The organism is Rhizobium sp. BK098, assembly GCF_014193155.1.
In the GTDB taxonomy this organism is placed as follows: domain Bacteria; phylum Pseudomonadota; class Alphaproteobacteria; order Rhizobiales; family Rhizobiaceae; genus Rhizobium.
The window spans coordinates 1-17,551 of the sequence record NZ_JACHYY010000003.1 but is presented as its reverse complement, the minus strand read 5'-3'; the positions used below and the strand labels follow the sequence as shown (position 1 = coordinate 17,551).

At 57.3% G+C, this 17,551-nt stretch carries 13 protein-coding genes and 2 pseudogenes; 4 read left to right on the top strand and 11 right to left on the bottom strand.

Annotation, left to right across the window (positions count from 1 at the left end; all coding sequences use genetic code 11):
• Nucleotides 1-81: 81 nt before the first annotated feature.
• From FHT73_RS09415 to FHT73_RS09400, 4 genes are all read right to left on the bottom strand, one after another.
• Nucleotides 82-1,656, bottom strand: a complete 1,575-nt coding sequence (locus FHT73_RS09415) for a carbohydrate-binding domain-containing protein (RefSeq protein WP_183711153.1) — start codon at nucleotides 1,654-1,656, stop codon at nucleotides 82-84.
• Between the two features lie 187 nt (nucleotides 1,657-1,843).
• Nucleotides 1,844-3,136, bottom strand: a complete 1,293-nt coding sequence (locus tag FHT73_RS09410; protein WP_112611535.1) for a calcium-binding protein — start codon at nucleotides 3,134-3,136, stop codon at nucleotides 1,844-1,846.
• Nucleotides 3,137-3,290: 154 nt separating this feature from the next.
• On the bottom strand, nucleotides 3,291-4,601 hold the full coding sequence (locus FHT73_RS09405) for an HlyD family type I secretion periplasmic adaptor subunit (RefSeq protein WP_112611533.1): 1,311 nt from the start codon (nucleotides 4,599-4,601) through the stop codon (nucleotides 3,291-3,293).
• Nucleotides 4,598-6,346 (bottom strand): type I secretion system permease/ATPase, encoded by a 1,749-nt coding sequence (locus tag FHT73_RS09400; protein ID WP_112611531.1) that lies wholly within the window; start codon nucleotides 6,344-6,346, stop codon nucleotides 4,598-4,600. Before FHT73_RS09400 ends, FHT73_RS09405 begins: the two co-directional genes overlap by 4 nt.
• 738 nt (nucleotides 6,347-7,084) lie before the next feature.
• Between FHT73_RS09400 and FHT73_RS09395 the strand changes: the two genes are divergently transcribed.
• Nucleotides 7,085-7,861: a TylF/MycF/NovP-related O-methyltransferase gene (locus tag FHT73_RS09395; protein WP_183711151.1), complete on the top strand. Its 777-nt coding sequence runs from the start codon at nucleotides 7,085-7,087 to the stop codon at nucleotides 7,859-7,861.
• A gap of 183 nt (nucleotides 7,862-8,044) precedes the next feature.
• Here FHT73_RS09395 and FHT73_RS09390 read toward each other — a convergent pair whose 3' ends face one another.
• The 3 genes from FHT73_RS09390 to FHT73_RS09380 all read right to left on the bottom strand — a co-directional run bounded on the left by FHT73_RS09390 (nucleotide 8,045) and on the right by FHT73_RS09380 (nucleotide 11,661).
• The gene (locus FHT73_RS09390; RefSeq protein ID WP_112611527.1) at nucleotides 8,045-9,172 is read right to left on the bottom strand and encodes an FAD-binding oxidoreductase; all 1,128 of its coding nucleotides are present in this window, start codon (nucleotides 9,170-9,172) and stop codon (nucleotides 8,045-8,047) included.
• A 69-nt stretch (nucleotides 9,173-9,241) separates the two neighbouring features.
• Entirely contained in the window at nucleotides 9,242-10,762 is a 1,521-nt protein-coding gene (locus FHT73_RS29710) for an amino acid ABC transporter permease/ATP-binding protein (protein ID WP_112611525.1), read from the bottom strand.
• A gap of 71 nt (nucleotides 10,763-10,833) precedes the next feature.
• Entirely contained in the window at nucleotides 10,834-11,661 is an 828-nt protein-coding gene (locus tag FHT73_RS09380) for an ABC transporter substrate-binding protein (RefSeq protein WP_183711149.1), read from the bottom strand.
• 184 nt (nucleotides 11,662-11,845) lie between these two features.
• On the opposite strand from FHT73_RS09380, the gene FHT73_RS09375 reads away from it, so the two are divergent.
• Together FHT73_RS09375 and FHT73_RS09370 are read left to right on the top strand one after the other, a co-directional pair.
• A complete protein-coding gene (locus tag FHT73_RS09375) occupies nucleotides 11,846-12,925 on the top strand; it encodes a LacI family DNA-binding transcriptional regulator (RefSeq protein WP_183711147.1) in 1,080 nt (359 codons plus the stop codon).
• A gap of 142 nt (nucleotides 12,926-13,067) precedes the next feature.
• A complete protein-coding gene (locus FHT73_RS09370) occupies nucleotides 13,068-13,358 on the top strand; it encodes a hypothetical protein (RefSeq protein ID WP_112611519.1) in 291 nt (96 codons plus the stop codon).
• A 281-nt stretch (nucleotides 13,359-13,639) separates the two neighbouring features.
• Here FHT73_RS09370 and FHT73_RS09360 read toward each other — a convergent pair whose 3' ends face one another.
• Nucleotides 13,640-14,281, bottom strand: a complete 642-nt coding sequence (locus tag FHT73_RS09360; RefSeq protein ID WP_112611517.1) for an ABATE domain-containing protein — start codon at nucleotides 14,279-14,281, stop codon at nucleotides 13,640-13,642.
• Nucleotides 14,282-14,331: 50 nt separating this feature from the next.
• Between FHT73_RS09360 and FHT73_RS09355 the strand changes: the two genes are divergently transcribed.
• On the top strand, nucleotides 14,332-15,291 hold the full coding sequence (locus tag FHT73_RS09355; protein WP_183711145.1) for an EamA family transporter: 960 nt from the start codon (nucleotides 14,332-14,334) through the stop codon (nucleotides 15,289-15,291).
• A 262-nt stretch (nucleotides 15,292-15,553) separates the two neighbouring features.
• On the opposite strand, the pseudogene FHT73_RS09350 reads toward FHT73_RS09355, so the two are convergent.
• The 3 genes and pseudogenes from FHT73_RS09350 to FHT73_RS29435 all read right to left on the bottom strand — a co-directional run.
• Nucleotides 15,554-15,655: pseudogene (locus FHT73_RS09350) on the bottom strand (IS630 family transposase); the annotation flags it as partial.
• Nucleotides 15,656-15,816: 161 nt separating this feature from the next.
• Nucleotides 15,817-17,202, bottom strand: a complete 1,386-nt coding sequence (locus tag FHT73_RS09345) for an amidase (RefSeq protein ID WP_183711143.1) — start codon at nucleotides 17,200-17,202, stop codon at nucleotides 15,817-15,819.
• A gap of 17 nt (nucleotides 17,203-17,219) precedes the next feature.
• Nucleotides 17,220-17,407 (bottom strand): annotated as a pseudogene (locus FHT73_RS29435) (signal peptide prediction); the annotation flags it as partial.
• Nucleotides 17,408-17,551 lie beyond the last annotated feature (144 nt).

The following is a 17,551-nucleotide window of genomic DNA, read 5'->3' as shown; positions in this document are numbered from 1 at the left end:
GGAATATTTGCAACAGAGCCCGTTCAAAAACGGTGCATGGCGCCAATGATCTGAATGCACCAACAGTGATCACCACCGGCCTCAGACATCGAAGAAGTTAAAGTGGAACGCGCTGACACCCATCAAAGCATGTTGCGCGCCGGAGACATCCGCGCCGTTGTAGGTAGCACCATCCAAATACAGATTTCGGTCGGTGGTGGGTGTCCCGCCCCACGCGTCGTTCAGGAACGTCACGCTCGCGTCATGGACACCTTTGTCCCAATCACCCTGCACCACCAAGTGATCTGACTGGCCAGAGCCGTGAAGAAAGTGCGCCGTCTGTATATCACCGATTTGCTTTCCGTCGACGGTAACCCTGTACTGGGCGTCGCCAAGATAGGCATCCTCGCTGATCAACAAAACGAGTTTGTCGGCTCCGGTACCGATCGTGGTCCCGCCGCTCGCTGGCGGAGGAACGGTTACCGGAGGCGGCGGGGTGGTAGCGGGAGGGTCAGAAACTATATTGAAGTGGAATGCACTGACACCCATCAAAGCATGCTGCGCGCCGGAGACATCCGTGCCGTTGTAGGTAGCACCATCCAAATACAGATTTCGGTCGGTGGTGGGTGTCCCGCCCCACGCGTCGTTCAGGAACGTCACGCTCACGTCATGGACACCTTGGTCCCAATCACCCTGCACCACCAAGTGATCTGACTGGCCAGAGCCGTGAGGAGAGTGCGCCGTTTGTATATCACCGATTTGTATTCCGTCGACGGTAACCCTGTACTGGGCGTCGCCAAGATAGGCATCCTCGCTGATCAACAAAACGAGTTTGTCGGCTCCGGTACCGATCGTGGTCCCGTCGCTCGCTGGCGGAGGAACGGTTACCGGAGGCGGCGGAGTGGTAGCGGGAAGGTGAGAATACACGCGGATATAATCGATCTGCTCTGAAATCGGCGCTTTGGTAACATCCGCATTGTTATTGGGATCGTCCTGCGTGGCCAGATCGGCCAAGAGATACATTGGCCCATGCATATCACTGGGTGTGGCCTTCGTTCCCATAAGCTGACCATCGACGTAGAAGCCTAGGGTATCGGCATTCCAATCCAATCCATATGTATGAAAACCGGATGGCTGAGCGAGCTCGCTATAGACCTGCAAATTTTGTTGCCAGTTAAGATTCGGCGCGGCGTCGGTTGTGTGAATACCGCTATATATGCCCTTCTCGAAACTTCCATAGTTTTCGACGACATCAAGTTCCTGCCAGTGCCCGGCATTATTGGGATCGGCTATCATATGGTCCGGTAGAAGCCAGAATGCGGCCCATGCTCCCGGAAGGTTCGAGAAATCAGCCCGCATCTCGAAGTAGCCATATGTTTGCGAAAAATGCCCTTGCGTCGTGATCAGGCCGGACTCCCAGCTGCCGGGGAAGCCGGATGCGGTGCGGTCGGGCACGGCCGTAATCGTCAACACACCGTTGTTCACCTCGAAAGGATCGTAACCCGACGAAGGGTCAACGAATGAAGAATGACCAAAGCCGATATCGGAATTGGCGTCATAGCGCCATTGCGGACGGATATCGGCCCAAGTCGTGCCGTTACCAGTCTGAGAAATGCTGCGTGTGTTGAACTCGTCGTCAAACGTCAGTTGGTATTGGGTAAGATCGATCGTAGACATCTCTACCTCCACGACAAATTGGTCCGCTCCGGTTTTCGCCATTGCGTGGACCGCCAACATGCAATGCCAACAAAATGCAAATACGCGACAATACAGGGGGGTACTATATCCCGCTGTCCGATGGCACCCTCGTCAAATTGACGCTGCTGCCTCTCGGCTCATCCCCAAAGGGCCTTCACTCCGCTGCTTATGCAAACAGAAAGTCATGCGCCAGCAGCGCATGCTGACTGTGCACGACCACACCACCCGTACCGAATGCAATCGTGGTGTCGTGCGTAACTGGATCGAACGCTGAGATAATATTAAGCTGACTGAAGTCTTTGATTCCCAGTGCCGAGACGTCGATATGGTCGACTCCCCAATTCGATCCTGGGCCGCAAGCGCCTTGACCAAAATCCTCGATTTTGTCACTGCCGTTACTGGGCTTGAATATAAACGTATCATTTCCACCTTCGGCGTGGCCGACCATTACCTGTGCATCACCCCACATGTCCTCGTTGCCGTTGCCGCTGATCAGGGTGTCGTTGCCGCCATGGGAATTACCGGACATCTTCACCGCGTCGCCAATCAGAGTAATAGGCCCGTCCGTGTGACGAACCGCAGAGACGTTCAGCACGTCGTCGCCTCCATGTGCATGGCCCGACATCGTTTGCGCATCGCCTATGAGTATATCATTCGCGGTTTGTTGCGCCTTAACAATAAGACTGTCATCGCCACCACGGGCATTATCCGACATGCTATTCGCATCGCCATAGGCCAGAACGGCCCCGACGGAAGCAACGTTCATTGTATCGTTGCCGCCGATGGCATGATCGCGGAGATCACCACCAGCATCGCCGTAAAACGTTACGCTGTCTTCGAGGCCTGTACTAAGAACATCATTGCCGCCATGCGCATGGCCGGACATGTTCTTGCCCGCATCGCCGTAGAATGTAACGAAGCCCTCGGAGCTACCGTCCGTGACTGTGTCGTTGCCGCCGACAGCATGATCCTTCATGTTGCCGCCAGCGTCGCCATAGATTGTGAAAGTGTTCTGAAACGCAGAAAGCTGAAACGTATCGTTGCCTCCCGCTGCGTGCCCTGACATATCCTTTCCGGCGTCACCATACATGGCGACCGTGATGTTGGTTGGGCTTGGAGCTACGCTGAAAACGTCGTTGCCGCCTTTAGCACCGTCAGAGAGGCTTCCTCCCGCGTCCCCATACAAATTGGTCGTAGTACTGCTTGATCCGGTTATCTGGACGAACAGAAAATCGTCGCCACCGATCGCGTGATCAGCGATGTTTCTAACGGCATCGCCATAAAAGCTGCCCGAGCCATGTATGGTCAGATTATCGTTGCCGCCCGTGGAGTGATCCAACAGGCTGCCTCCGGCATCCCCGTAAAGGATGTTCGTCGAATCCGGCGCTATCAATATATCGTCCGAGCCGATTTGATGATCGGTTAAATTCGCCGTTGTTATGGGAATTACTTTAACCATCGCGACCCCTCCAAGCTTAAATGAAATTTCACCTTGCGACCGAACCCCCCTGAAATCAAGGGTCAAATCAAGCTCGCCCCCTATCCTATTGATCCTGCAGACTAGGTTTTTTAGCTGCAGCGAACTAAGCGAAGCGAAATAGGAGAGCGCAGCGCTATTCTTCGCGAAAGGCTCGCGCCATCTGATCTGCCATCGGCTTCGTTAGATAGGTCAATACTGTTCTTTCGCCGGTCTGCAAGAAGGCCTCGACCGGCATCCCGGAGACGGGCGTCAACTTCCCGAGCCGACCCCACTCTTCCTTCGATATGCTAGCGCGAAGGACGTAATAAGTTGCACTGGAATGCTGGTCAGTAGTCGGCTCGGCCGAGATCTTGGTGATTTGCGCGTTCAGTTGAGGCGTATCCCGCTGATTGAACGCTGAAAACCTGAGCATGACCGGCTGCCCGACGGTCACCTGGTCGATATCCTGCGGCGACAGTTTAAGCTCGGCGACAAGCGCATCCCGATCCGGCACAATCTGCATAATGGTTTCTCCGGGCGATATCACGGCACCCGCCGCATGCACGCTCAGATGATCGATGATACCGGCCTGTGGTGCTCTTATGTCGATCCGCTTCAGATCATCCTTTGCGGCGACCAGTCGCTCCATGAATTGCCCGGTGTCGCTCTGCGTTTGACGCAGTTGCTCCGAAACCTCGGCGCTGTGATCGTCGTCAACTTGCGTGATTTGCAGCTCCGTCTCGGTCATCTTGCCTTTCGCCTGTGCGATGCTTGAAACGAGATTACCGAGTTCTCCGGTCAAGCTGGCACTTTCGCGCTGTAGCGCATAGACCTTCGCCGCAGGGATGATGCCCTTATCGAACAGCCCTTGAAGGCTGGAAAGCTCCTTGGCGATCAGATCGATCTCCCTGCGCTTGCCATTCTCTTGCGCAACCAGACCCTCCACCTCCTGGCTCAGTTGCTGGATACGCTCGCTCAGCTGTGATTTGCGGCTTTGCCTGGATGCTAATCGATCTTCGAACAGACGCGTCTCGCCGGCGATCGTGCGCGAGACTTCGTCTTCGTCGGCCCGCGAAAGCAGTTCCGCCGAAAAGGCGATCGCTGGCGCGCCGTCGCGCTCCGCTACCAGCCGCGCCGTTCTCGCGGACAGTTCATCCAATCGTTTTCGTATGATCGCGAGATTGGCGTTCGTTTGCGTATCGTCGAGATGGATCAAAAGCTGCCCAGCATCGACACGATCACCGTTTTTGACTTGAATGTCGCCGACAACTCCCCCTTTGAGATGCTGAACTGATTTTACATAGCTGTCGACCGCAAGCGTTCCGGGGGCAATGACCGCACCCGAGATCTCGGTGGTCGCAGCAAGGCCACCTATCACGCCGACGAGCAGGACGATCGTCCCAAACGCCGCAACGGAAAGCCGGCGTATCGAACGCTCGCTGGGTGACGGCTTTTCTGTACTCATGACCCGGCGTCCTCGCCGGCGACCATCAGGCGGACTGCACTCTGTTTGATTGGTTGCTTCACCGGCTTTCCGAGGACCATGTCCTTAGGTCCAAACGCCTGCAGCCGTCCCGCGGCGATGACCATCAACATGTCGGCCGCCACCAAAGCGCTCGGCCGGTGGGCGATGACCATTGCGATGCCGCCCCGCGCACCAACGCCGAGGAGAGCTTGGGTCAGAGCCGCATCGCCTTCTGCATCGAGATTGGAATTGGGTTCATCCAGCACCACCAAAAACGGATCGCCATAGAGCGCTCGCGCAAGCGCAATGCGCTGCCGCTGCCCAGCGGAAAGCCGGGAGCCGCCCTCCCCGATCATCGTATCGAAGCCCTGCGGCAACTCCACGATCATGTCATAGACGCCGGCAGACTTTGCAGCAGCGACAACCAATTTCGATGAAGGCTGCTTTTCAAAGCGGGCGATGTTCTCGGCAATCGAACCATCGAAGAGGCTGACATCCTGTGGAAGATAGCCGATGTGGCGCCCAAGTTCCGAGGGATCCCATTGCGCGAGAGCGGCGCGATCAAGGCGTACCGCGCCGATCGTCGTCGGCCAGAGGCCGGTGACCGCGCGCGCAAGGGACGACTTTCCCGAGGCGCTGGGACCAATGACCCCCAATATGGTCCCGGCCGATATGTCAAACGAGATGTTACGAAGGATGAGTTCACGGCTTCCCGGGGAGGCGAGGCTCAGACCGTCCACCGTCAATTTTGATCTGGGTGCCGGCAAGCTGATGCTCCGCTCTCCAGCAGGCAGGATTTCAAGCAGTTTGACAAGGCGCAACCAGCTTTGCCGGGCGGCAACGAATGCCTTCCATTGGCCGATAGCAAGCTCCACCGGTGCGAGCGCCCGGCTAACCAGGATCGAGCTTGCGATCATGATGCCACCCGTCGCTTCCTGCCGGATGACGAGGATTGCGCCGACCGCAAGCACAGCAGACTGAAGCATCATGCGAAGGATGCGGGAGGTGGTCGTCAGGATTCCGGTTACGTTGGCGGCGGCAAGTTGATTTTCGAGATAGGCGCCGTTCAGATCGGCCCATCGCTCCGCCATCCGACCGACGAAACCCATTGCGACAACCGCTTCCCAGTTTCGTCGTGCACCTTCAGCAAAAGCAAGGCGCGCTGCCGACTGTTTGGCCGCCTCGGCTGCCGGACGTTGCGACAAGATCTCGGCAAGAACGGTCAGAACGATGAGGACGATGGCACCGCAGGTCGCGGTCAGCCCGATCCAGAAGTGGAAAAGAAAGCACAATCCGAGATAAAGCGGTATCCATGGCAGGTCGAACAGGGCGATCGGACCGGTGCTGGAGAGAAAAGATCGAACTCTGTCCAGATCGCGAACCGACTGCATTCCATCGCCTGCCGCCGGCATTACTTGTGGTTGAAGCACCAGCGAGGCAAAGACCTTACCGTTCATCCGCTCGTCCAGCGCCACGCCAACGTGCGCCAGAAGCATCGAACGCAGCAGCTCAAGAGCGCCGTGAAACACGAAAAGGGTTGCAGCGATGATCGCAATACCGACCAGTGTCGAAAGGCTGTGGCCGGGAATGACCCGGTCGTAGACCTGAAGCATAAAAAAGGAACCTGTCAGGGCCAGTACGCTGATCACGGCACTCGTAATCGCGATGCTGAAGAACGCCTTTCGAAGGGACGTCAGTACCGCCATCAGAAATGTTCGAGGCAATTTTTTCGACGGAAGAGCCATGTAGCTTCAGTCCTTCATTTATCGCCGCCCGAGGATAAATATCGAAATTGATTATTATTACGAAACTACATGTATATCTATTCACAAATACAGCAAAATATCCAATTCTTATTTATATATACAACTTCGAAGTCGATCTGAAGTGTAACACAACTCGGCGCACGACTCGCCACGCCTACTGGAAGCGACACTTTTGAGATGAAAAGTGGCCGCGACTCTGGTGCACAAGTCTATCAAACAGTGGCTGACATGGTGGTGTTCCGCTGCAGGCAAACGCGTTCGGAAGATGATCTAAGCTCTTTATGGGGATCGAACTGTCGAACCCGACTTTAAGAAAGTTCTTCATCTCAAATTTTTCGATAGCATACATCGGCTTGATCTCGATGGAGTGCCGGAGGCCGAGAACGGAATGTCAGCTTATGATCGCAAGCCATAGTGAATAGAACAGCCTCTGGACTAGCCGCCCAGCTTTGCCGATGCGAACTTACTTCCGGCAGGTGTCGCAGATTCACTCTTCTCGTGATGGCGATCATCCATTCCTCCCCACTATGGTTTCCTTGGATAGAGCGAGGCCACGGATCCCTCCGGCTTAACAGCCACTACGCACTTAGAGATCTTACGGGCTCGCAACGCCTGTGGGAGCAGAATTCAAATTTGCAATTCTCGCTGCCAACTGAACATAGAAAGTATAATGTCATGATGATATTGTCATCACGGGAGAACATTGGGAGGATTAACGTGGACAATTTCTTTATCACAAGAAATTTCGATTGGGGTTTACGGAGATCATCTCATGCCGATCGAGCGCTTAATCTCATAACAAGGCGCTTCGGCATCGAATCGCGAACCGCTTCTTTTGTCGATGCAGCCTTATACCGGATAACAGGCATGAAATTTTCTGCTGTGCATTCAGGTGTTTCCACCAATGTCGAGCAGAGAATGAACATGTTCCATCTGGTCTCCCAGACAATCGCCTATGACGTGGAGGGAGACCTGGTGGAGGTTGGCTGCAATCAGGGCCAGTCCTCCGTGCTGATCGCAAAGGTGATCAGCGATTTCGGATCTTCAAAGCAGCTTCATGTTTTCGATAGTTTCGAAGGCCTTCCACCGGCGAGCGATGTGGATGGCGCTTCTTACAGGGAGGGCGATCTCGCGACCTCGGAAGAGGTTCTGGTTCACAATTTCAAATTGCATGGATTACGCCTCCCGATAATTCACAAAGGCTGGTTCAAGGATACGTTGGCCGATGGGCTGCCAAAAAAGATAAGCTTCGCCTATCTGGACGGAGATCTCTACGACTCGATCATGATCAGCCTGGAAAATGTTTATCCGCGGCTTTCGAAAGGTGGGATTTGTCTTGTTGATGACTATTGCGACACCGAGATCAATCCGGACGGATGGAACTATCTTCCCGGTGTAAAAAAGGCCTGTGACGATTTCCTGTGCGACAAGCCCGAACAGATGTCCTACATCTATTCAGGGGCATTCACGCATGCCTTTTTCCGCAAGCATTGAATGGCGGCGTCTTTCGCGATCAACATGACGTGATCTTCGCACGGTAAATCACTGACCTTTACGATTGTTCCATCTATTCCGTGCGTGGGGCGTCCGCCTATATCCGACATGTTTCTGAGGGTGTGATCCTCGCCCTGTTCCTGCAATGGCGAGGATCGGAAGATCCGGCACTTTCCGATCGCACTACCTCGCAAAGCGTTCCGGCCGGAAGGAAGCCAGAAGCGGATGCCGTTTGCCGGTAGCGATCTCGTCGGCAAGCAACTCGCCCGCGATCAAGCCGAGAGTAGCACCGCTATGGCTGAAAGCGACGAAGTACCCCGGGATCGCCTGCAATTCGCCGAATACCGGCTCGCCATCGCCCGGAATAGGTTTGAGGCCGACGCCGTAGTCACCGATTTCGAGCTTCGGATTCCCTTCCAGCACCTTGGAGGCTTCAAGTAGCAAGCCTTCGAGCGTTGAGGGCTTGATTTCGTAGCTACCGTCGACATTTTTGATCACCTCTTCCTCCGACCAGGCCGAATCCAGCGCAAAGGCGCCGTCGGGTGTGGGGCGGATGGCGACGCGCGGCGTGTTGAGGACCGCCTTCAGCGGGTGCTTGATCGGCTTTGTGCGAACGAGAAGCGCAATTGGGGTGTCATCACCGATATGCTGGCCTGCCTTCGCAACGATCGCCGGCACTTCACCACCAGCCGCCAGCAGCACGGCATCCGCGGCCCAATCGGCACCGTTCGCTGTCGTAACGCCCGTAGCGCGGCCATTCCGCACATTCACCGTTGCCCGGCCGGCATCGGTGACGACTTCGCCGCCCATTGACCGGAACTCCTCGGCAAGAACACCGATCAGCGATGGCAGGTCGACCCAACCCTCCCCGGGATTGAAGATCGCTCCCTGTCTGGTCACAGAGCCGGCATCGACGCCAGGCGTCGCCTTGGCGATCTGATCGGGCGTCAGCAACAGCGCGTGATAGGCCAGGTCACGCTCATACTCGAAAACAGCGGCAATGTCGTTGCCGGCATCATCAGCATCCCAGGTGAGACCACCATCGAAGCGCAGCCAGGCCGCATCCGGATATTTGGTGGAAAGTGTGCGATAACGGTCGATCCCAGCCAGGCGCAGCCGATGATAGGCGTCTGACCGACGCCTTGCGGAATTGAGCCAGGCGAGCGAGCGGCCGGATGCGCCATTTGCCAAAGGACCGTCATTGATCAGCGTTGTTTGAACGCCAAGCCGAGCCAGATGAACGGCCGTGGAAACTCCGAAGATACCGCCGCCGACGACAACGACTTTCGAAGGGCGAGTGGGAATATTCATGCTTAGAAACCTTATCAGACGTGAATGTTGCAATCGAAAGGCCGTCGGAAGTCTCGCCGACCCTGTTTGTCAGAGAACCTCAGCGAGGAAGCGCTTCAGGCGTTCGCTTTGCGGATTGTCGAAAATCTGTTGCGGCGTGCCGGCTTCGACGACGCGGCCTTCATCCATGAAGACGACCTGGTCGGCCACTCTGCGGGCAAATCCCATTTCGTGGGTGACGACCGCCATGGTCATCCCCTGGCGTCCGAGATTGGCCATCAAATCGAGAACGCCCTTCACCAGTTCGGGGTCAAGTGCGCTCGTAACTTCGTCGAAAAGGATGACTTCCGGATCCATGGCGAGAGCCCGGGCGATGGCGACGCGCTGCTGCTGGCCGCCGGAAAGGCCGGCGGGCCGATGGTCCTTGCGTCCGGCGAGCCCGACCTCGGCGAGGCGGCTTTCGGCAATCCGGCGAGCCTCGTTTCTTGGCATCTTCTTGATCTTCGTCAGCGACAGCATGACGTTTTCAAGCGCCGTGTGATCCGGAAAGAGATTGAAGTGCTGAAAGACCATGCCGACGCGGCGGCGCAGGCTTTCCGGCTTCATCGACAGAATGCTTTCGCCATCGAGCTGGATATCGCCGCGTTTTGGCTCCACCAAGCGGTTGATGCATCTGAGCAGCGTCGACTTGCCCGAACCCGACGGGCCGATAATGCAGGTTACGGTGCCCTTTGCTATGTCGAGATCAATGCCCTTCAGCACTTCGAGGTCGCCGTAGGACATGCTGAGATCGCGGATTTGAACAGCCCCTCCCTTGAAGCGCAAGGCGCCGGAAGCCTGAACATTCGAAGCCGCCTCGAGTTCGCCGACCTCGACAAGACCGCTTGTCGCACCGGAACTGCGGCCCTGCCGCCCAAGACGCAGGCGTGCATCGATATAGTTGACTAGGTGCGTCAGTGGAACGGTGATGACGAGATAGAAGACGCCTGCCAGCAATAAGGGTGAGAGATTGCCGGTGACGACGGCCTGGTCCTGGCCGACGCGAAAAATCTCGCGCTCCGAAGCCAGCAATCCTAGAAAGTAGACAAGGCTCGAATCCTTGACGTTGCCGATGAACTGGTTGACGAGGGCCGGTAGGACGCGCCGTACGCCTTGAGGGATAATAATCAGCCGCATCCCCTGCCCGTAGCTCATGCTAAGCGCACGGCAGGCCTCCATCTGCCCACGTTCGACGCTTTGAATGCCGGATCGGAAGATCTCGCCGATATAGGCGCCGGCGATCAGGCTGAGTGCGATGATCCCCAGCGGAAAGGGCGACGGACCGAAGATCTCGCGGCCGATGCGGGCAAAGCCCTGGCCGATGATCAGGATCGTCACGATCGCCGGCAGGCCGCGAAATATATCGGTGTAGATGCGCGCCGGCAAACGCAGCCAGCGCGACTGCGAGATACCCATCACGGCCAGCACCATGCCGATCACAACGCCGAGCACAGTGGAGGCTGCCGCCAGGATAAGTGTGTTCTTCAGTCCGACCGTGATCATGCTCGGCAGGACTTCGGCCATCGCATTCCAGTCAAGAAAGCTGCGACGGAGGTTTTCAAGCCAATCCATTCAATTCCCCATGAAATTCGCGAGGCAGGTCAATGGCCGCCGCCCAGAGCACCCGGACGGCGGCGCAGCCTTTACTTCTTGGGAAGATATTGATCGGGCATCGGCGAGCCGGGGAACCACTTCTCATAGAGCGTCTTCCAGGTGCCGTCCTGCATTGCCTCATGCAGCGCCTTGTTGAGCGCCAGACGGAAGGCGTCGTTGCCCTTGTGGACGACGAAGCCCGCCGGTGCGTCGAAGGATGGGATATTCACCGCGATTTTCAGCGTGGGATAGCGTTCGCCATATTGCTTGGCGGCTTCATAGTCGAGGAAATGCGCGTCGATGGTGCCGTTGTTCAGCGCCGCCACGGCGGAATTGTTGTCCGGAAATTTGACGAGGTCCGTGCCGGCAAAATTCTTCGTCGCATAGATCTCCTGCAGCGTACCTTGCACGACGCCGAGGCGCTTGCCCTTAAGGCCGGCTGCATCCTTGATCGAGGCATCCGATGTCAGAACCGAGAGATAGCCGGCGAGATAACCATCGGAGAAATCGACCGTCTTCTTGCGTGCCTCGGTGGTTCCGATTGCGGCAACGGCGACGTCGAAACGCTGGTTGGCAACGGAGGGCAACAAGGCAGAGAATTCCTGGCCGGTGAACGTCACCTTGTCCTTGGGAAAGCCCATGCGCGAAACGACGTTCAGAAAGAGTTCGATATCGAAGCCGGTGAATTGGCCATCGGCGGTCGTGAAGGTGTAGGGCTTGGAATCGCCCATCGTGCCGACGCTGATGACGTTCGGATCGATCAGATTATAGGGATTGTCGGCCGCAACTGCTGGGACCGCGCTTGCTGCGACGAGGCAGGCCAGCAGGCCGGCGCCCAAGGGCAAGGCAAAGGCCGAGAATATGGCAGATAGTTTCATGTTCGTTCTCCGCTCTGAAGGATGCTCTTATTGGCATTCATGCATGCGCGCCCATCCCTCACCCATCCATCGGAAAGAGGTCATCTGGACAAGAGACCGGTTTCATACTAAAAAGAGACCGGTCTCACCTTATTTGTTACCGTGAGATTGACCGTCCGTCAATAACTCTTGTAATCGTCGTCGAATGGAAGAATCCCTCACCTCGAAACGCTCCGTCACTGTCGCCGATGTCGCAAGAGCCGCGAATGTCTCAAAGGCGACTGCGGCGCGCGTGCTCGGTGGCTATGGTGTCGTCAGCGACAAGGTTCGCGAGCAGGTGCTAGCCGCGGCGACGGCACTCGAATATCGACCGAACGAACTCGCCCGAAGCATGACCACAGGCAAATCCGGCATCATCGGTGTTGTGGTCGGCGATATAGAGAATGCTTTCTTCAGCCTCGCCGTCAGAGGGATCAGCGATGTCGCACGCATGGCTGGTTTCAACGTCATCATCGCCAATTCCGGCGAGGAGATCGAGGCGGAGAAGTCAGCGGTCGACCTGCTCATTGGCAAGCGTGTCGATGGATTGATCGTGACGCCGGCACGATGCGATCGGATGGAGCATCTCCAGGATATACGCCGCGTCGGCGTGCCGCTCGTTCTATTTGACAGAACCATTCCGGAACTAGGCGTCGATGCGGTCACCGGTGATGATTTTGACGCTGCCGCGAGCGCGACCCGCCATCTTATCGACATGGGGCATCGGCGGATCGCCTATATATCGGCGATGGATGCTGAGAGCGAATTCCTTGACGATATCAGCAGCATTTCCAATTCCGCGGTGCGCGAACGCGTGGAGGGGGCTCTGAGGGAGCAAGCCGACGCCGGCATAGAGGAGGCTCGGCATTACGTGCGTCTCGGCGCCACGGACCAGCCGAAAACGGATGGTGTCGTCGAGCGCCTGTTGCAAGACGCAGCTCCCCCAACCGCCCTCATCGCTTCGGACAGTCTCGTCGGCCTTAGAGTTTTCAAGTCTCTGCAAACCCTCGGGTTATCGATACCGCGCGACATCTCGATGATTTCGTTTCTGGACGCCGATTGGACGACCGTCACGACACCGCCGATCACCGTCATCGACCAGCCTGTCTACGAGATGGGCAAGGAGGCGGCCGAACGGCTGATTTCGCGCCTGAGCGGCAAGGACATTCCTGTCGGACGCGCTACCATAAAAACAAGTCTGATTCCGCGCGGATCAGTCGCCTCGCTGTCTCGCAGCGACCATTAGCGCTGGACTGACGCAACTCGGCCAACTCGGCCGCCGCGACGATATCAATCATTGCGTGCTCCTTTCGTTATATTCCATGCTCGAAGGAACTTTTAGCTCGCCGATCGAGTTGCTTGGATCGGAGTTAGGAGGATCATCAGATATGGAAATGCAACGGTCTTTCGAACGGCGCCGGCCGACCAGAGGCGTCCCCTATAGTCTGGCGGATTTCCAGAAGAAATACGGACTCGATGACGTGACGGCCGAGGACCTGTTCGTTCGGTTCGGCCCTTCTTCGATCGAGCTTGATCTGCTCATGGCGGCGAAGCGCAAAACACTTTCCTTCGATGTCCTGACGAACGAGATGCCCTTACGATCGGCTTGTCCGAAGGAAACCAATCCGTCTTCAGGAACGAGGAGAAACTTCAACGGCCGGCAACGAAGAACAAAATGACGAAAAGCGCCGCGAGCGCGCCTACAGGATTTGGGAGGAAGAGGGGAGGCCAGAGAGAGCTGCCATCTCGACAACTGGCAATGGGAGGAACCGCACTGACCACGACCCTTAGTCTAATTGCGGGCGAGCTTCTTCTCCAAGGCAAGTAGGAAGCCGGAAATGCGGCGGCCGCAATCATTCGTCCTCCATACCGATAGCCTTCATCGCATCGACGCGGCGTTTGCGATCGATCCGCATGATGCTGACTTGTTTGCTGACTACCCAGTATAAGAGAACATTGGCTAGCTGGAGGGACTATCGCTTTTACCGCGCGAACGTCGATAATGCCGCTGCGCCTTTGCACGGTTCCCGCAATCTCCCATCGAACACCAGCGCCTGTTCATCGCCCTGCTCTCGTCGACGAACAGCCATCCGCAGCCGCGGTCATCCTGGCACTGGCGGATAAGATGCGCTTTAGGACCGGTCATGAGGTTCGCCGCCGAAATAATGATGGGTTTGAGCAGATCTGAATCGCTGGCTTCATCGATACGCCAGACCATTTCACCCGCCATCCATTCGAGCCTTATTCCATCTGCGGGCCGAGCCAAAAACACGTTGAAATACTCGAGAGCCTCGATCGGCGGGGCGACATCGGCGATGCGAGCGACGAGGAGTTCGTAGATAGTTTCGCGCAGTGCAATCGCCGCCTCATAGGCTTTGGCGCCATCATCTTGATATGTGTGCCAACGCGCACTCATCGGGTCCGACTGGTGTTCACTCCCAAGCAGGTTGGCAGTCAGCCAGCGCAAAAGTGCTTGCGCATCGGGAAGCCGTTCCTCACGAGACGAGCGCAACCGCCAAGCTGCTGTGTTCACAAACCGGATCGCCAATTCCTCTTTGGGGCCGCCGTCGGCGCTTGAATGTCGATATTCTTTGGAACTCATGATCTTGATCCTGGTTTGGTCTCTAACCCTATAAAAGGTTAGGATCAGCCATGATGCTTTCAAGGACACATATCACGCTTGGCGCGGCCTTTGCCGCGATCTATATCATTTGGGGATCGACCTATCTTGCCTTAGCTTTGGGTCTGCAAACGCTGCCGCCCTTTCTTCTGATGGGCATACGCTGTTTGATCGGGGGCACCATTCTCTATGCCTATGCGAGGGTAAGGAGTTCCGAAGCTCCATCCGTTACGATGTGGGGCGTCGCGGCAGTTTGTGGCTTGCTGTTCTTCGTTGGATGCCACGGCGTTCTGGCATATGCGCAGCAACGCGTTCCATCCGGCGTGGCCGCTCTGCTCCTGGCAACGATCCCGTTCTGGATCGTGCTCCTGCAGGCTTTCATTCCCGGAGGTGAGCGGCCGACCGGGATGAGAGCGGCACTCCTCGTTCCCGGCATCGCAGGCGTAGCTCTCATCGCATGGCAGGAAATATCTTCCGGCGCGAGCGCGGTGCACCCCGTCGATTTGATTCTCCTGCTGGGGGCCTCCTTCTCATGGGCGGTCGGAACAGTCATATCGGAGCGCCATTCCGCAAAATTTGCCTCGGCGGGGCTCTCTGGGATCGAACTGCTCGCCGGCGGCGTTGCCTTGGCCGTCATCAGCGCGCTGTCGGGCGAGTTGGAGGCTGTGCAGCCGACCCGGATCTCCGCAGTTTCGCTAGGTGGCTTGGCCTATCTGATTCTGTTCGGCACCGTGATAGCCTTTGCCGCATATACTTGGCTGCTAAGGCGAATATCGCCTTTGTTGGTCGCCACTTACACATTCATAAACCCGATCATCGCCGTCGCCATTGGCTACACATTCCTTGGGGAAAGCGTAACGACACCCGTCCTCGTTGGCGCAGCCATGATCGTTGTTTCGGTTGCCGGGATGCTGCTGCTCCAATACAAATCAACCAGGAAGGACGGGACACCCCATTTTCGCGAGACTGCAGTATCTCAGCGGCGTCTCTGAAAGAGGTTCCCCGCTTTCTCGCCTATCGCAAGACCGGCCGCGAGGATTTTTCGATCGGATTTGGACGCTGCGTGACGATAGCGCCAAAGGCCGAGGTGGTATGATTTAGCCCTTATAGCAAGGCTTGGCGGCGGCGGTTGTGCCGCCGAGCCACGTGAGCAACGCTTGGTCTTTTCTAATCAGTTTCAAGGATTATAGCTGGCAGGAGGGACATGAAATGAGAAGCAAGGTGGCGTGGACGAACAACTGCAGCGCCTCTAAGGATCATGACGACGTCGCCGGGTTTGAGAACAGATAGGAGTTGGCGTTCGACATAGGCTCGAAAGCACTGGCCATTGATCGGTCCGTCAAAGAAACAGGGTGCAACGGGCCTGGATCAAGACCGGTCTGCCAGGACTACTATCTGCTTCGTCGACTGAGAAGAGATGCGACCCGCCGAGGCACGGCGTCGGCAACAACCTCACTGCCGGGGCGACTACAGGGCCGCATCGCGCCGCAGCCGCGCCCCGACATCGGTTGTTTTCATCAGTACATTCTTGAACGGTCTACATTAGTTATTGCCTCTTCCAGCGCCAGAGCGGCCCCCAGCAATCGCTCATCATGGTTCTTGGGAGCCGACAGCAAAAAGCCGACCGGCATGCCCGCTTCGCCGGCCCCGCAAGGCAGGGAAACGCCGCACCAGTCAAGAAAATTACCGATCGCCGTATTGCGCAGCGTTCTGCCATTGATCTTTACGAACAGCTCGTCATCAGCTTCCAGGGGGCCGAGCGCCGGCGCGACATGGGCAACCGTCGGATAGGCGATGAACTCATTCGGCCCAAGCGTTGCAGCTACCTCCTTGATCAGTTGCTCACGCACTTTGAGCGTTTCCAGATAGCCGACCAGCGTCGTCTTCTCTCCAAGGCGTGTCCGCGCGACAACCCGCCGATCCATGGCTTGAGCCTCCGGCCCCGCCAAGCGACGATGATGGAGCACGAAGGCCTCGGCAGTAACCAACGGCCCATACTCGGCCATCAGTTCAAAGAGCCTTTCGAAAGCTGGAAACGCGGCTCGCCGGATCTTAACGCCGGCGGCACTCAATCTCGTCAGCGTCGCCTCGAAAGCTGCAAGAACACCATCCTGCGCATCATCCATGACGATATTTGTCGGCACCACGATGGAAAGCCTGGCGGCTTCGGCGCGCTCTATCTCGGGGACAAAGCGCCCGCGCATTGCGGCATCGACCCATATCGCATCCTGGACGCTGCGGCACAAAGGCCCTAGCGAGTCGAGGCTCGTCGACAGCGGAAAGACGCCGGCCATGCTGTAGCGGCCATGGCTTGCCTTATAGCCGACAAGGCCGTTGAAAGCAGACGGTATGCGCACCGAGCCGCCGGTATCCGTGCCGATCGCCACCGGCACGAGACCGGCCGCAACAGCAACGGCGGAACCCGAGGACGAACCGCCGGGAATTCGCGGCACATCCGTTGCCAGCGGGTTTAGCGGCGTACCGTAATGCGGATTGAGGCCGAGACCGGAAAAGGCGAATTCGCTCATATTGACCCGGCCGACGGCCACCATGCCCGCCGCTTGCAGCGCCCTGACGACATCGGCATCGTGTTCGGCAGGCGCGGCATCCGCAAGCACGACCGAGCCAGCCGTCGTCGGCAGGCCGGCGATGGCGAAGAGATCCTTCCAGGCGACGGGAATGCCATCCAGCAGCCCGCGCGAACGCCCCTCGCGCAGCCTCTTGGACGAAGCAGCCGCCTCCTCCTTCGCGCGCCGCTCCAAAAGCTGCGTGAAGATCGCCTGGTCCTTATAGGTCCGGATCGCGTCGAGAGTCTCCTCGGCCAGCGCGACCGGGTCGAGACTGCCGGACTGGATCAGGACCGAGAGTTGCGCGATCGATTTGCTGAGGTGTGTCTTTGTCACAGGTCCTGCTCTCCTTCTCAGCCAACCAGCTGCATCCAGCGGCGCACGAGATAATTGTGCTCATCCATTGTCGTATTCCAGACGGCAATGCAATTGGCGCGCTGCCAATAGATCCGCCGCTGCGCACCGATCCTTTCCTGATCCGCATCTGGCCATCCGGGCCGGGCAAGTCTTCGGTGGCCGCCGCGCCTTCATACCAGTAGTCCGGTGGCGTCGCCTTAACTAATTCTGGCCGAAGGAGGGGCTTGTGCGCGGAACGTCAGAGCACGCTGGACAATGCGATTTCACGCCAGGTTGTGACGGCATCGGCGCGGAGTTGGCGGTGGGCTGCGGCAGTGTGACATTTCCG